General features: G+C 69.8%; 9 protein-coding genes. 4 read left to right on the forward strand and 5 right to left on the reverse strand.

Annotated elements, in window-relative coordinates; translation table 11 throughout:
- Positions 1-214: 214 nt before the first annotated feature.
- Positions 215-3,898, reverse strand: coding sequence for a S8 family serine peptidase (locus tag ASH02_RS19260; protein ID WP_057295316.1), 3,684 nt, complete (start codon positions 3,896-3,898; stop codon positions 215-217).
- An 81-nt stretch (positions 3,899-3,979) separates the two neighbouring features.
- Between ASH02_RS19260 and ASH02_RS19265 the strand changes: the two genes are divergently transcribed.
- Both ASH02_RS19265 and ASH02_RS19270 read left to right on the forward strand, forming a co-directional pair.
- A complete protein-coding gene (locus ASH02_RS19265; protein ID WP_056682011.1) occupies positions 3,980-5,017 on the forward strand; it encodes a helix-turn-helix domain-containing protein in 1,038 nt (345 codons plus the stop codon).
- Between the two features lie 94 nt (positions 5,018-5,111).
- Positions 5,112-5,636: a DinB family protein gene (locus ASH02_RS19270; protein WP_057295317.1), complete on the forward strand. Its 525-nt coding sequence runs from the start codon at positions 5,112-5,114 to the stop codon at positions 5,634-5,636.
- 2 nt (positions 5,637-5,638) lie between these two features.
- Here the strand turns inward: ASH02_RS19270 and ASH02_RS19275 are convergent, their stop codons facing one another.
- Together ASH02_RS19275 and ASH02_RS19280 are read right to left on the reverse strand one after the other, a co-directional pair.
- Positions 5,639-8,917 (reverse strand): DEAD/DEAH box helicase, encoded by a 3,279-nt coding sequence (locus ASH02_RS19275; protein ID WP_057295318.1) that lies wholly within the window; start codon positions 8,915-8,917, stop codon positions 5,639-5,641.
- 129 nt (positions 8,918-9,046) lie between these two features.
- Positions 9,047-9,400: a Uma2 family endonuclease gene (locus ASH02_RS19280; protein ID WP_057295319.1), complete on the reverse strand. Its 354-nt coding sequence runs from the start codon at positions 9,398-9,400 to the stop codon at positions 9,047-9,049.
- 42 nt (positions 9,401-9,442) lie between these two features.
- Here ASH02_RS19280 and ASH02_RS19285 point away from each other — a divergent pair, with 42 nt between their 5' ends.
- A complete protein-coding gene (locus tag ASH02_RS19285) occupies positions 9,443-11,524 on the forward strand; it encodes an elongation factor G-like protein EF-G2 (RefSeq protein WP_057295320.1) in 2,082 nt (693 codons plus the stop codon).
- A gap of 29 nt (positions 11,525-11,553) precedes the next feature.
- Complete coding sequence (locus ASH02_RS19290; protein ID WP_057295321.1) at positions 11,554-11,826, forward strand: hypothetical protein; 273 nt, start codon at positions 11,554-11,556, stop codon at positions 11,824-11,826.
- Between the two features lie 88 nt (positions 11,827-11,914).
- Here ASH02_RS19290 and ASH02_RS19295 read toward each other — a convergent pair whose 3' ends face one another.
- Together ASH02_RS19295 and nrdR are read right to left on the reverse strand one after the other, a co-directional pair.
- Positions 11,915-14,797: a vitamin B12-dependent ribonucleotide reductase gene (locus tag ASH02_RS19295; RefSeq protein WP_057295322.1), complete on the reverse strand. Its 2,883-nt coding sequence runs from the start codon at positions 14,795-14,797 to the stop codon at positions 11,915-11,917.
- A gap of 140 nt (positions 14,798-14,937) precedes the next feature.
- Positions 14,938-15,417, reverse strand: a complete 480-nt coding sequence (gene nrdR, locus ASH02_RS19300; protein ID WP_056682035.1) for a transcriptional regulator NrdR — start codon at positions 15,415-15,417, stop codon at positions 14,938-14,940.
- Between the last annotated feature and the right edge of the window lie 225 nt (positions 15,418-15,642).

The following is a 15,642-nucleotide window of genomic DNA, read 5'->3' on the forward strand; positions in this document are numbered from 1 at the left end:
GTGTCGACAACTACGGCAGTTCGTCGTACGACGACCGCTGCTCACGCTCCGTCGAGCCGCAACGGGCCCGAACTGCCGTAGTTGTCGACGGTCTTCGCCGGCGCGGGCCGCACACGACGCCAGCTGCGTCGCGCAAGCCCGTAGCGCACCAGTCGCAGCGACGGCCGACGCCACACCCCCCAGGGTGGACGCCGGCCGTCGACCGGGTGCGGGATCAGCGAACGATCACCGCGCGGATCACCTCCTGGTCGATGCCGTTGCCGGCGTCGTCCGTGGCGGTGATGCGGAAGGACGCGAAGTCGGCCTTTTTCGGCACGTTCAGCGTCCCGGTCCAGGAACCGCCCGAGCCCTTCAGCTTGACGGGCGACCAGGTCGCTCCGTCGTCGTAGGACACCTTCAACGTGGCCGCGTCGACCTTGCCGGCGCCCTCGACGTCGTCGAGGTGGAACGCCTCGATGCCGATTGCGCGACGACCCGACTTCACCGCGCCCTGCAGGTCGGTGTCGAGCAGGTAGTCGGCCTGCACCAGCGGCAGGTACGTCCAGCCTTCGGTGTCACCGGTGCGGGCCCGGAAGTCCCAGGCCGTGGTGGTGCGAGTGGAGGTCGTCCACGTCTCACCCGAGCGGGCGGTCTCCATCTCGAACCGGTAGTCGGCCCAGTCCGCAGTGGTGGGCACCGTGGTCTGGATCGCCTGGAACGGGCTGGTGTCGACTTCCTCGCCGTTCTGCAACAGCGTGGTCTGCACCGTCGAGTCGTCGTCCATGCTCCCGGTGTAGCCCTGGCTCCCGCTGCTCGTCGTCGGCACGTTCACCGCGAAGAAGTCACCGGAGCGTCGCGGGTGCCAGTAGCCCTCGCCGACCCGCGGCCGGGCCACCGGGTCGAACCAGGACGCCGTGACCCGTGCGCCCGGCCGGTAGCTGAGCCGGTTGCCGCGCAGGCCCCAACCGGCCGGGTGCTGGGCGGAGGTGTACCACTCGGTGCCCTTCTCCGTGGAGACGTAGTCGACACGGGTGGTGCCCAGGTGGACCGGCTCGCCCACCTGCAGGCAGGGCGGCCAGTTCCACGAACGGCAGTCCGCCCGGGAGTCGAACGCGAGGGTGCCCTTCGGGCCGACGAACCTGTTCGTCACCGTGGCGAGGTCGCTCAGGGCGGGTGCGTAGGACAGGTCCTCGGGGATCGCACCGCCGTACGCCTTGACCAGGTCGTAGAGGTACGGCGGAGCCTCGGTGCCGGTCACGTCGATCCGCACCTTGCGGCCACGGTCGAGTGCCGCGATGAGCGGCCGGCCCTCGGCGGCGGTCAGGGTGACCACCGGCAGGTCCGTGCCGCCGGCCCACTCCCAGACCTCGCCGGGCCGGTCGTTGACCAGCACCAGCATCCGGGCGCCGGCATCCTGCGCGGCCTGCGCACGGGTGGCCGGGTCGACCGTGTCGTCACGGGTGACCAGGACGGCCTTGCCGCGCGCGTCGATGCCGGCATAGTCGGCGGGGGTTCCGCTGCCGACGTGCACCGCGGAGAGCTTGGCCGTGCCGTCCCAACGCTTCGCGGTCGGATGCACGAGCGGGTGCAGGGGCGCGCCGTCCACCGTCATCGACAGCAGCGGGGCGGTCTTGCGCCAGCGGGTGAGGAACTCGTACTCCCCGCCGGCGACCTGGCCGGTGGGTGCGGCGTACACGTCGTCGACGTTGCCGGGCACGTCGTACTGGTTGACGAACGAGGCGTACTGGCCACCGATCCCGGAGTCGTGGAAGTAGCCCGGACGCCGGTAGGTGTCGACGCTCTCCTTCGGGGTGCGCGCGGTGAGGGGGTTTGCGTCACGTGCGTCGAGGGTGAGCTGGGTGTCGCCCCCGATGACCAGGTGCGGGTTGCCGACCAGCGCCACACCCTCGTCACCGTCCACCGGCAGCCAGCTGGTGACGGTGTAGACGCCGGGCAGGAGCCGCTGTGACGCGACCGTGCCGGTGGCCGGGTCGATGGCGAGCGTGCTGACGAACTGGTCGCCGTAGCGGTAGAGCGTGACGTATCCGCCGGCCGGATCTCCCGAGCGGTCGACCGCGTTCACGTCGAGGTTGTAGCGCTCTTCCTCCTTGACCAGGCCGACCGCGGTCTGGGCCACCTGCTCACCGGCGAGGCTCGCGGTGACCGTTCCGGAGTAGTTCTTGCCGCCGGCACCGAGGTTCGGCGTTGCCGTCACGGTCACCTCTGCGGTGCCCTTGGCGGGCACGGTGACCTGCGCGGCGGAGAGAGTGACCAGGGCCTCGGGCGCCGCGGCCAGGTCCTGGTCCGTGACGTGTGCGGCGAGGTCGAGTGTGACCTCCGTGTCCCCGAGGTTGGTGTAGGTGATCGTGCGGGTGGCCGGGGCGTCGTCGCCGTGTGGCCAGGCGTAGTAGCCGAGCTCGCGCGTGGCGGTGGCGACGATGTCGCCGAAGACCGCGGCCGGCACGTCGAGTCGACCGCCGCCGACCTGGTACGCCGTCTCGCCCTCGAGCGGCTTCGCGGTGCTGACCAGCGCGTCCTTGAGCTGGGCAGCAGTCCAGTCGGGGTGCTCCTGGACGAGCAGTGCTGCGGCACCGGCGACGTGCGGGGTCGCCATCGACGTGCCGCTGATCGACTTGTAGGAGCCGCTGCCGGGGGACTTCGAGGCACGGGCGGCGAGGATGTCGACGCCGGGTGCGACGATCTCGGGCTTGACGACGGCGTCGCCCAGGCGCGGGCCCATGTCCTGGAAGTAGGCGCGCTCGTCCTGGTTGTCGACGGCGCCGACGGTCAGTGCGGACTCGGCCGCGCCGGGCGAACCGATGCCGCTGACCCGTCCGTAGTTGCCGGCCGCGATCACGAACAGGGCGCCGGTGCTCTCGCTGAGCTCGTCGACGGCCAGGGCCATCGGGTCGGTGCCGTCGCTGGGCTCGGTGCTGCCCAGGCTCATGCTGACGACGTCGGCGTTGGCCGCGCCCCACTCCATCCCCTCGATGATCCAGGAGGCGGCGCCGGAGCCCGAGTCACTGAGCACCTTGCCGACCGCGAGGTCGGCCTCGGGCGCCACGCCCTTCTCCGTGCCGCCGGCCGCAGCTCCGGTGCCGGCGACGGTCGACGCCACATGGGTCCCGTGACCATTGACGTCCTCGACGGTCTCGCCGGGGACGAAGCTCCTGGTCGTGGCGATCTGGCCGGCGAAGTCGGGGTGCGTCTCGTCGATGCCCGTGTCGAGCACCGCGACGGTGACACCCTCGCCCTTGCGTCCCTGGGCCCAGGCCTCGGGGGCTCCGATCTGCTCCACGCTCTGGACCAGGCTGGCCTCGACCTTCTCGTCGAGGTGGATCTTCGCGATGCCGGCGGCGAACTGGCCGGACCGCGCCTGCGAGGCGGTGACGCCGTCCCAGAACTTCTCGGCCTTCGACTTGCTGGCGGCCATGGCCGCGCCGTGGATGCTCTCCAGCGCAGGCCCGCGGTCGGCGTACTTCGGGGTGGTCGGCTGACTGCGCAGGCCGGCGCGGTACTGCACGATCAGCGGGATCTTCGTGACCGAGGCGTCGTCGTAGCCCTGCTCGATCAGGTCGGTCACGTTGAACAGGTCCGCGTCGAGCCGGCCGGAGGCGAGGAACGGCAGCGCCTCGTCGGGCACGACGTGCAGGTCCTTGCCGACCGACTGGATCTGGATGCCGCCGGTGTTGCCGGGTGCCCGCCGGACCGAGGCGGTGCCCGGTCCCTGGCCCGTGTCGGTGACGGTGACGACGTCGCCCGTGATCAACGTGACGACGTGGGAGCTGCCGGTGGCGGTGGCCGGTGCGCCAGGAGTCGGGGCTGGTTCGTCGGCGTACGACGGGGCCGTGGTCAGCAGTGCGGTGGCGACCACCGTGGCGGTGAGACCGCCGACTGCCGAGCGAGTGGATCTGGACATGGTGTGCCCTTCCGAGTGGGACTGTGGGGTAGGCATGAACATGCCACGGTGGAGTACCGTGCGCCATGGCGGAGAAGTGCCATGACACGTGCCCGCCAGCAGCTCCCCGGTTCCGCCCACTCCATCGGAGGCACGATGCTCGACGTGCTCGGACTCAACGCGATCGAAGAAGGCGCTTATCGCCGACTGGTGGAACTGCCGTCGGGGTCGGCTGAGGCGCTGGCCGCTGCCATGGGCACCGAGGTCGCGCCGCTGATCGAGGCGCTCGACTCCCTGGAGCACAAGGGCCTGGTCGCCCGGTCGACCTCCGCGCAGGGCCACTTCGTCGCGTCTCCCCCGGACCTGGCCATCGGGTCGCTGATCGTGCAGCGGCAGGAGGACATCCGGCGCGCGAAGCTCGAGCTCGGGGCGCTCACCGAGCAGTACCGCGGCAGCATCGCTGACCGCACCGACACCGACGTGATCGACGTCGTGCGCGGCGAGCAGGCGGTCGCCCAGCGGTTCGCCCAGCTGCAGCGGGGTGCCAGCGAGGAAGTGCTGGCGTTGGTGAAGTCGACCGTGGCCGTCGTGTCCGCGGAGGAGAACGTCGACGAGGAGGTGGCCCTGTCGCGAGGCGTGACGTATCGCGTGGTCGTGGAGCGGGTGGCCTTCGAGAAGCCCGGCTTCCTCGACCTCGTCGCCGAGTCCGCCCGGGCCGGCGAGCTCATCCGCGTCACCGACACCCTCCCCCTGCGCCTGGTCGTCGCGGATCGCCAGCTCGCGTTGCTGCCCCTCGCGCCGACAGCCACCAACAGTGGCGGTGGTGCCCTGCTGGTCCACCGCAGCGGACTGCTCGACGCGCTCCTGCACCTCTTCGACCTGGTCTGGGGCAGCGCGAACGAAGTGATGCCCACCGACGCCGGCATCGAGGAGCTCGCCTCGTCACGCATCGACGAGGTCGACGCGCGCATCCTCACCCTGCTGCTGGCCGGGCTGACCGACCAGGCGATCGGCGGGCAGCTGGGCATCTCGCTGCGCACCGTGCAACGACGCGTGCACCAGCTGATGGACCGGGCCCAGGTGGTGACCCGGTTCCAGCTCGGCCACGAGGCCTGCCGACGGGGCTGGGTGGGTGTGTGAGGCTCGTTGGGACCACGAGCCAGCAGACCGAGTGCACGTCGGAGCCGCGGGAATCCGCTGGCGATGACCTCGCACGCGTGTATACGTTGCCGCAATGACCTGGACCGCACCCGACGTCGAGCGCTCGGAGGACTACCCGGAGCGCCGCAACGAAACGGAACAGGTCCTGCTGCGGGACTGGCTCGACTGGCACCGCGCCACCCTGTTGCGCAAGTGCGCCGGGCTCGACGCCGTCCAACTGGCCACGCGGGCCGTGCCGCCGTCGAAGCTCTCGCTGCTGGGACTGGTGCGGCACATGAGCGACACCGAGCGCGGGTGGGTGAGGCAGACCTTCCGCGGTGAGCAGGTCCCCGACCTCTACTACCGACCCGAGAGACCTGACGCGGACTTCGCGGAGGCCGAGCCGGACGGGGCTGAGGACGACCTTTCGACCTACCGCGCCGAGTGCCGGGCCGTGGACGCCGCACTCGAGGGTGCGAGCCTGAACGACACCTTCCTCTTCCGGGATCGAGCCCACTCGGTGCGCTGGATGTGGCAGCACCTCGTCGAGGAGTACGCACGACACAACGGACACGCCGACCTGATCCGCGAAGCGATGGACGGCGACGTCGGCCTCTGAGCTCACTCGTCGAAGAGGGACCTGACGTCTTCGGCGTCGATGCCCTTGCCCATCGCGGCGTCCCCCTCGAAGACCGAGGCGAAGAGCGCGGCCTTGCGCTCCTTGAGCTCCATCACCTTCTCCTCGATGGTGCCCGTCGCGACCAGCCGGTAGACCATCACCGGCCGCTGTTGCCCGATGCGGTGTGCCCGGTCGACGGCCTGCGCCTCGCTGGCCGGGTTCCACCACGGGTCGAGGACGAAGACGTAGTCGGCCTCGGTCAGGGTGAGGCCGACGCCGCCGGCCTTGAGGCTGATCAGGAACGCGTCGGCGTCACCCTCCTTGAAGCCGTCGATCTCGGCGCGCCGGTCACGCGTCGCGCCGTCGAGGTAGCGGGTGGTGATGCCCTGCTCCTCGAGCCGGGCGCGGGCGCGCTTGAGGAACCCGGTGAACTGGCTGAACACCAGGGCGCGGTGGCCCTCGGCGGCGACCTCGACGAGGTGCTCGACCAGCGCATCGAGCTTGGCCGACCCGACCTCCTCGTGCTCGGGGTCGACCAGTGCGGCGTCGAGGCTGAGCTGGCGCAGCTTGGTCAGCGAGCTGAAGATCGCCACCCGGTTGCGGTCGAAGTCGTCGACCAGCCCGAGGATCGCCTGTCGTTCGCGCTGCAGGTGGGTGTCGTAGATGCGTTGGTGCCTGGCGCCGAGCGCCACCTCGAGCACCTGCTCCTGCTTGGCCGGCAGGTCGGCTGCGACGAGGTCCTTGGTGCGCCGCAGGATGAACGGGCGGATCCGGGTGCGGAACCGGTCGAGCGCCTGCTGGTCGCCGTCCTTCTCGACCGGCTTGACCACCAGGTCGGTGAACCGCCGCGGCCACGGGTAGAGGCCGGGCGCCACCACCGACAGCAGGGCCCACAGCTCCATCAACCTGTTCTCGAACGGGGTGCCGGTCACCGCGAGCCGGAACGGCACGTCGAGCTTGCGGACCGCTTGGTAGGTCTTGCCCTGGTGGTTCTTGATCGCCTGGGCCTCGTCGAGGACCAGGCCGCCCCACGGCAGGGCGGCGTACGCCTCGGCCTCGAGACGGAACAGCGTGTAGGAGGTGACCACCAGGTCGGCACCGGCCACCGCATCGGCCAGGGTGCAGCCGCGTCGTGCCGCCGAGGCGTCGATGATGCGTACGTCGAGACCGGGCGTGTGCGTGGCGGCTTCGTGGGCCCAGGCCGTCATCACGCTGGTGGGTGCGACGACGAGGAAGGGTGCGGCACCCGAGGCCCGCGCATGGCCGATCAGGGCGAGGGTCTGCAGTGTCTTGCCGAGGCCCATGTCGTCGGCGAGGATGCCGCCCAGCCCGGACTGCCACAGCTGCACGAGCCAGCGGAACCCGTCGCGCTGATAGCTGCGCAGCTCGCTCTTGAGCCCGATCGGCTCGACGTCGGGCAGTCCCTCGAGCCGGGTGAGCGCCTTCGCCGCGGCCACCCACTGCTCGGCCTGCGCGTCGACGATGCCGATCTCTGCCAGCTCGGCCCACAGGCCCAGGTCGTGACGGCCGACGCGGACGCCGTCGGACTCCTTGTCCTGGATCTCGGCGGCCGCGGCGACCAGCTTGGCCAGCCGCTCGAACTCGGGACGGTCGAGCGAGATGTGCAGCCCGGTGGGGAGGATCAGGCGCTCCTTGCCGGCAGTGAGCGCGGCCAGCACGAACGGCAGCGGGACCTGCTCGCCGTCGACCTGGATGACCACCTCGAGGTCGAGCCAGTCGGTGTGATCGGGGTCGGACTCGCTCCCCGGCTCGGGTTCGGTCAGCGCGAACTCGATCTCCGGCTCGCCGACGGCCTCGCGGTAGTCGGGTCGCGCTCCCACCTCGACGATCTCGACCTGGCCGCCCGTGCGCAGCGCCGGCAGCACTGCCTCGGCGAACATCAGCACCCACAGGTCGTCGAGCACCTGCCGGCCAGCCAGCGCGCCGTCGGGCCCGCGCAGCAGGTTTCCAGAAACCTCGTCGAGGATCAGGTCGTCGAGCACGCGGACCTCGGCACCCGGTCGGCGTACGGCGCGGGCCGGGTCGGGGCTGTCGAGGTCGAAGACCCACTCCTCGTCGTGGCGGCGGTAGACCCAGCTCCAGTGCACCGCCACCTCGGTCGCCGTACGCCAGTCGACGGTCAACCGCAGGCGCGGCGGCACCTCGTCGGGCAACGGGATCGAGCCGTCGGACGACGTGATCGGCAGGCTGTTGCGCAGCCGCGGGAGGTAGTCGCGCTCGAACGTTGCACGCTCCTTTGCCGGCACGTTGAGCAGGCCGCCGCGTTCGTGGAGGCGCTGCAATGCGTCGGGGATGCGCCGGGCCAGCGGCGCCAGCAGGAGTCGCTGCATCGGGACCTGGGCCGTGGAGTTCGGCTGGGTGGGCACAGTCAGGGCCAGGCCGTGCGGGTGTCGACCGATCAGGTGCACGGAGTCTCCGGTGACCAGCCGGTCGCCGTGCCAGACCCCGAGCGTCAGTCGGCTCCCCTGCTCGGCCCCAGTGAGGTCGCCAGTGACGTCGGCGGTCAGGTCGAGCGGTTCGTCGAGCAGCTCGACCGACGAGAGCCGGCCGTGCGGGATGAACGGCACGCCGACCTCGATGGCCCGACGGAGCAGGGCCCACAGCTGCGGGCCGACGTCGCGGAGGTGGGCGCTGTCGCCGGAGACCGGGCCGATGGCGGCGGCCAGGGAGCTGAGCACGGCCACCTGCTCAGGGTCGAACTCGTCGCGGAGGTGGGCGTAGTGCAGCTGCGGCCAGCCGATGCCGGTCTTGATGAACTTCGTGCGCGCGCCCTTGCGCAGCGGACGCAGGGTGACGGCCGGCGGGAGGTGCCCGGCGTACCGGCTCCGGGACGGTCGCGGCAGGTTGAACCGCAACGCCAGCCCGGGGCGGCGCGCGGGTTCGGGCGGTGTGTCCTCGAGGTCGTCGAGCAGGGCGTCGAGGTCGCGGCGCCAGGTCGGCGTCGAGGGCAACGGTGGGACCCGGGCCACGGACTCACGGACGGCGAGGAACAGGGCGACCGCATGCTTGCAGTTGACTCCCACGAAGCAGCTGCAGTCGGACGACACCCTCGGCGAGACGGCCGGTGGCGTGATGAGCACGGCGACGGAGTAGGGACTCGCCTCGTTGCCGGCGACCCGGCCGACGATCTCGATCATCTCGCCGATCTCGTTGACCTCGAAGTCGAGCACCATGCCCTGGGCGGCATAGCTGCGGCCGCGCGCGAGGGCGCCCAGGTCGAACACCCCGGACAGGGTCACGCCGGTGATCGCGTCCAACATCTGGTGCAACGTGTGTCTCCGCTTCCCGACCCCTCGAGTCCTTCGTGGCGCCAACGGTACGGCCCCGGACCCACGTCCGCACGGCCGTCCGCCGCGCCTGTGGATGACCGCTCAGGACGGCGCGGGTCGTCAGGCGAGCAGGGCGCTCGGCACGACTGTGTCGCCGTACGGCGACTGCGCGGTCCACGACTCGTCGCCCGCCACGTCGGCGACCTCGACGTATGCCCCGGCGCGAAGCTCCCACGCGGCCAGCAGCGGAGCGGCCGGCAGGTTCTTCTCCGTGAAGTCCTCGCGAGCGGCCACCAGCAGGTCGGGCTGCACGCCCGTGCTCTGGGTCAGCACGACGTCGAGCGGCGCCGTGAGCACTCGAAGGTGAGCCGGGCAGGCGGCACGCAGCACGGCGTACAGCTCGCCGCTGACGATCTGGTGGCGAACACTCGGCGCAGGCGTCACGAGCAGCGCTCGGTCGATGAGCTCGTCCACAGGGCCTTGTGCGCGGCACCCATCTGGAGTTTCGTGGGAGCCATGGCCGAGCGGCAGCCGCACAAGGACTCCCGACCGTTGGACCCGCCCACGCCCGACCGGATCCGCAACATCGTCCTGGTCGGGCCCTCCTCGGCGGGCAAGACCACCCTGCTGGAAGGGCTGCTGAAGGAAGCCGGTGCGATCACCCGGGTGGGCACGGTCGAGGACGGCACCACGGTCTCCGACTTCGAGGAGGGCGAGCACGAGCACGGACGTTCGATGTCGCTCGCCGTGGCGCCGGTGCTGTACGACGGCGCGAAGCTCAACTTCCTCGACACCCCCGGCTACGCCGATTTCGTGGGCGAGCTGCGCGCGGGACTGCGTGCCGCCGACAGTGCACTGTTCGTCGTCGCGGCGAACGAGCAGGTCGACCGCGGCACGGTGCAGCTGTGGCGCGAGTGCGACCGGGTCGGCATGCCCCGCGCCCTCGTGGTCACCAAGCTGGACCACGCCCGCGCCGACGTGGACGCCGTCGTACGCGCCGCGCAGGACGCCTTCGGTGACAAGGTCCTCCCGGTCCACCTCCAGAAGGGTGACCGGCTGGTCGGGCTCATCTCGGGCGACACGGACGACGACCGGGCCCAGCAGCTGCGCGGGGAGCTCATCGAGGGCGTGATCGAGGAGTCCGAGGACGAGTCGCTGATGGACCGCTACCTCGCCGGCGAGAAGATCGACGAGGACGTGCTGGTCGCCGACCTCGAGAAGGCAGTGGCCAGAGCCGCGCTCTTTCCGGTCATTCCGGTGGGCGCGACGACCGGCGTCGGCCTGCGCGAGCTGCTCGACCTGTGCGTGCGTGCCTTCCCCTCCCCCGCCGAGCACCCGGCCCGCGACGTGTTCACGCCGGCCGGCAAGAAGGCGGACGCCCTGACCTGTGACCCGTCGGCCCCACTGGTCGCCGAGGTGATCAAGACGACCAGTGATCCCTACCTGGGCCGGGTCAGCCTGATCCGGGTGTTCTCCGGATCGTTCGACGCCGACGCCGACGTGCACGTCTCCGGGCACTTCTCGTCGTTCTTCGGGTCTGCGACCAGCCACGCCGACCATGACGACGACGAGCGGATCGGAGGGCTGTCCTACCCGTTCGGCAAACAGCTGGTCACCGCCCGCAAGGTGGTGGCCGGCGACATCGCCGCGATCGGCCGGCTCACCAGCGCAGAGACCGGAGACACGCTGTCGTCCGTGGAACAGCCGCGGGTCCTCGAGCCCTGGCAGCTTCCCGAACCCCTGCTGCCGGTGGCGATCGAGGCAGCCACGAAGTCCGACGAGGACAAGCTTCCCGCGGCCCTGGCCCGGCTGGCCGCCGAGGACCCGTCGCTGAAGGTCGAGAACAACACCGAGACCCGGCAGCTGGTGCTGTGGGTGCTGGGCGAGGCGCACGCCGACGCGGCCCTCGACCGGCTGCAGAGGCGCTTCGGCGTCACCGTCGAGCAGCGTGACCTGGTCGTGCCGCTGCGTGAGGCGTTCACCGTCGCTGCCAAGGGTCACGGTCGCCACGTCAAGCAGTCCGGAGGCCACGGGCAGTACGCCATCTGCGACATCGAGGTGGAGCCGTTGCCGGAGCCTGTGGGCTTCGAGTTCGTCGACAAGGTCGTCGGGGGCGCCGTACCCCGGCAGTTCATCGGCAGCGTCGAGAAGGGCGTCCGGGCGCAGATGGAGCGCGGCGTACGCAACGGTTATCCGGTGGTGGGGCTGCGGGTGACGCTCACCGACGGGAAGTCGCACAGCGTCGACTCGTCCGACGCGGCGTTCCAGAGCGCCGGCGCGCTGGCCCTGCGTGAGGCCGCCGAGAACGGCCGGGTCGCCATGCTGGAGCCGTACGACGAGGTCTCGGTCTCGGTACCGGACGATTTCGTGGGCGCCGTGATGAGCGACCTGTCCGCACGTCACGGCCGGGTCCTGGGCACGGACAAGGTGGGCGACGACGGCACCCTGATCCGGGCACTGGTGCCGCAGCGCGAGCTGGCCCGCTACGCGATCGAGCTGCGGTCGACCACCCACGGCACCGGCAGCTTCACCCGCACCTTCGCGCACCACGAACCGATGGCCGAGGAGCACGCCCGCGACGTCACGCCCAGGACGTGAGGAGGCGCTACGCCGTGCAGGATGGAGGCATGAATGTGTACCTCGCCTGGACCTCGGAGGCTCCCGAGGACCTGGCCGGACCGTGGCACGAAGCGCGACCGATCGCTCCCGGTCTGCTGCTCCTGGAGAGCGCCGAGACGCTCTCGGTCGTCTATCACGCCCTGAAGTGGGCACTGCCCCAGGAGGCGTCGCTCATCGTGTCTCCTGTGCACCAGACGCCGAAGTCGCGCGGGATGGCACCCGGCACCACGTCGTGGTTGCGGAGCCGCACCACGTCAGGCGGCGACCGGGCGGAACGGTGAGTCAGCCGATCGCCTGAACCACTCCCCACCGACAACGCGAACGGGCCCGACACCCGGAGGTGTCGAGCCCGTTCAGTCGTTCAGCTGATCAGCTGCAGCCGGAGGTGCTTCCGCAGCCCTCGCACACGTGGCACGAGCCGGCGGGACGCATCTTGGTGCCGCAGGTGAAGCAGAGCGGGCTGTCGATCGCCGTACCGCTGATCTTCTCGAGGAGCTCGGCGGTGGTGTGGGCTCCCTGGGGGGCCTCGACCACGGTCGCCTCGATCGGGGTCTCGACAGGCTCGACCACCGAGGAGGTCTCAACCACCGTGGACTCCGACACGAGCTCGCCGGCGGAGCCGGTCTCCTCGGCCGGCTCGTAGGACCCGGTCTCGAGGTGACGCTGACGCTCGTCGGCGGAGTAGATGCCGAGCGCGGAGCGGTCCTCGAAGGACAGGTAGTCCAGGGCCAGGCGACGGAAGATGTAGTCCATGATCGACTGCGCCATCCGCACGTCGGGGTCGTCGGTCATGCCGGCCGGCTCGAAGCGCAGGTTGGTGAACTTCGAGACGTAGGTCTCGAGCGGGACGCCGTACTGCAGGCCGATCGACACGGCGATCGAGAACGCGTCCATCACGCCGGCCAGGGTCGAGCCCTGCTTGCCCAGCTTGAGGAAGACCTCGCCGAGCTCGCCGTCGTCGTGGGCACCCGAGGTCATGTAGCCCTCGGCACCGCCGACGGTGAACGACGTGGTGCGCGAGACCCGCGACTTCGGCAGGCGCTTGCGGGTCGGGGCGTAGACGACCTTCTCCACGACCTTCTCGACAACCTCGGTCGCGGCGTTGGAGTCCTTGCCCTTGTTCTCACCCTTGCCCTCGGACAGTGGCTGGCCGACCTTCGCGTTGTCGCGGTAGATCGCGGTCGCCTTGAGACCGAGCTTCCAGGACTGCAGGTAGACGTCCTCGACGTCCTCGATCGTGGCGCTCTCCGGGAGGTTCACGGTCTTCGAGATTGCGCCCGAAAGGAACGGCTGAGCGGCGGCCATCATGCGCACGTGGCCCATCGGCTTGAGTGACCGGGCACCCATCGCGCAGTCGAAGACCTCGTAGTGCTCCTGACGGAGACCGGGTGCGTCGATCACGTGACCGTGCTCGGCGATGTGAGCCACGATCGCCTCGATCTGCTCCGGCTGGTAGCCGAGCTTCTTCAGCGCCCGCGGGATCGTCTGGTTGACGATCTGCATCGAGCCGCCGCCGACGAGCTTCTTGAACTTGACCAGCGAGAAGTCGGGCTCGATGCCGGTGGTGTCGCAGTCCATCATGAAGCCGATGGTGCCGGTCGGTGCGAGCACCGAGGCCTGCGCGTTCCGGAAGCCGTTGGCCTCACCGGTGGCGAGCACGTCGGCCCACGCCTGGGTGGCCAGCTTGTGCACCGCGAGGTCCTCGGTGTGCAGGGTGCGCACCGCGTCGTTGGCGGCCTGGTGCTTGCGCATGACCCGCTTGTGCGCGTCGGAGTTGCGGGCGTAGCCGGCGTACGGGCCGACGATGCCGGCCAGCTCGGCCGAGCGCTTGTACGACGTGCCGGTCATCAGCGACGTGATCGCGGCAGCCATCGAGCGGCCACCGTCGGAGTCGTAGCCGAGACCCATCGCCATCAGCAGGGCACCGAGGTTGGCGTAGCCGATGCCGAGCTGGCGGTAGTTGCGGGTGGTCTCGCCGATCGGCTCCGTCGGGAAGTCGGCGAAGCAGATCGAGATGTCCATCGCGGTGATGATGAACTCGACGGCCTTCGCGAAGAGCTCACCGTCGAAGGTGTCGTCGTCGCGGAGGAACTTCAGCAGGTTCAGCGAGGCCAGGTTGCACGACGAGTTGTCGAGCGACATGTATTCCGAGCACGGGTTGGACGCGGTGATGCGGCCGGTCTCGGGGTTGGTGTGCCAGTCGTTGATCGTGTCGTCGTACTGGAGACCCGGGTCGGCGCAGGACCAGGCGGCCTCGGAGATCTTGCGGAACAGGCCACGGGCGTCGACGGTCTCGATGACCTCGCCGGTGCCGCGGGACTTCAGGCCGAACTCGGTGCCGTCCTCGACCGCGCGCATGAACTCGTCGGTGACGCGCACCGAGTTGTTGGCGTTCTGGTACTGGACGGAGGTGATGTCCTTGCCGCCGAGGTCCATGTCGAACCCGGCGTCACGAAGGGCACGGATCTTGTGCTCCTCGTTCATCTTGGTCTCGACGAACTCCTCGATGTCGGGGTGGTCGACGTCGAGCACGACCATCTTGGCCGCACGACGCGTGGCGCCGCCCGACTTGATGGTGCCGGCCGAGGCGTCGGCGCCGCGCATGAACGAGACCGGGCCGGACGCCGTACCGCCGGAGGAGAGGAGTTCCTTCGACGAACGGATGCGGGAGAGGTTGAGGCCGGCGCCGGAGCCGCCCTTGAAGATGAAGCCCTCTTCCTTGTACCAGTTGAGGATTGAGTCCATCGAGTCATCCACGGAGAGGATGAAGCAGGCGGAGACCTGCTGCGGGCTCGGCGTACCGACGTTGAACCAGACCGGGGAGTTGAACGAGAAGTACTGGTGCACCAGCAGCCAGGTCAGCTCGTGCTCGAAGAGCTCGGCGTCGGCCTCGGTCTCGAAGTAGCCGTGCTCCTGGCCGGCGTCGGTGTAGGTGTTCACGACACGGTCGATGAGCTGCTTGAGGCTCCACTCACGCGCGTCGGTGCCGACGGCGCCGCGGAAGTACTTGGTGGTGACGATCGTGGAGGCGTTGACGCTCCAGAAGTCGGGGTATTCGACACCGCGCTGCTCGAAGACCGTCTCGCCGGTCTTCCAGTTCGTCTGTACGACGTCGCGCCGCTCCCAGTTGAGCTCGTCGTAGGGGTGCACGCCCTCGGTGCTGAAGACCCGCTCGATCTTCAGCCCCTTGCTGCCGTTCCCCGTAGCGTCAGTCTGCTTCTTTGCAGTTCCGCCGCTGACCGTCTCCGTCATGTCTCCTCTTTCCCGAACTCCGGCTGGTGTCTTCTGATGGTGCTGATGGTGCAGATGTGACTGGTGTTTCCGAAGTCTGCGCTTCTCGTGAAGGTGCGCCCGGCACGCAGCTTCCCCACTACGTGCCGGGCGGTTCTTGGTCAGCCCGTGGGCTGGGGCTCCGACGCGGAGGCTGGACGCTCCGCGCGAAGCATGGCGATCTCGGCCTCGAAGTCGTCGGCGGACTCGAAGGCCCGGTAGACGCTCGCGAACCGCAGGTAGGCCACCTCGTCGAGCTCGCGCAGCGGGCCCAGGATGGCGAGGCCGACCTCGTTGGCGGGCACTTCGGCCCACCCCTCGGTGCGGAGCGCGTCTTCGACCGCCTGGCCCAGACAGGCCAGCTGGTCCTCGGTGACCGGTCGACCCTTGCAGGCCTTGCGGGCACCACTGATCGCCTTGTCGCGGGTGAACGGCTCGGTCGCGCCACTGCGCTTGAGCACGGTCAACTGCATCTGCTCGACCGTGCTGAACCGCTTGTTGCACGACGGGCAGGTGCGGCGGCGGCGGATCGAGCCGCCGTCGTCGGCGACGCGGGAGTCGAGCACGCGGGTGTCGGTGCTGCGGCAGTACGGGCAGTGCATGTCTGGCAGCCTCCTTCACGCGTCATGATCGACTCGACGTTGTGGATGACGAGTCATTTCCTGTGGACAACTTGCGGTCACATGTGGGTTCAGCACCCGGCCCCTGTGGACTAGATGTGGAAAACCACAACGGTGTAACTACTAGATGTAGTGGTAACCGTACGTCGGTCACGGAACCGATGCAAGCCCCGCCCCTGATCAATTTCGACACCTCGGCATAACCGC

It is taken from the genome of Nocardioides sp. Soil796 (genome assembly GCF_001429525.1).
GTDB lineage: Bacteria > Actinomycetota > Actinomycetes > Propionibacteriales > Nocardioidaceae > Nocardioides.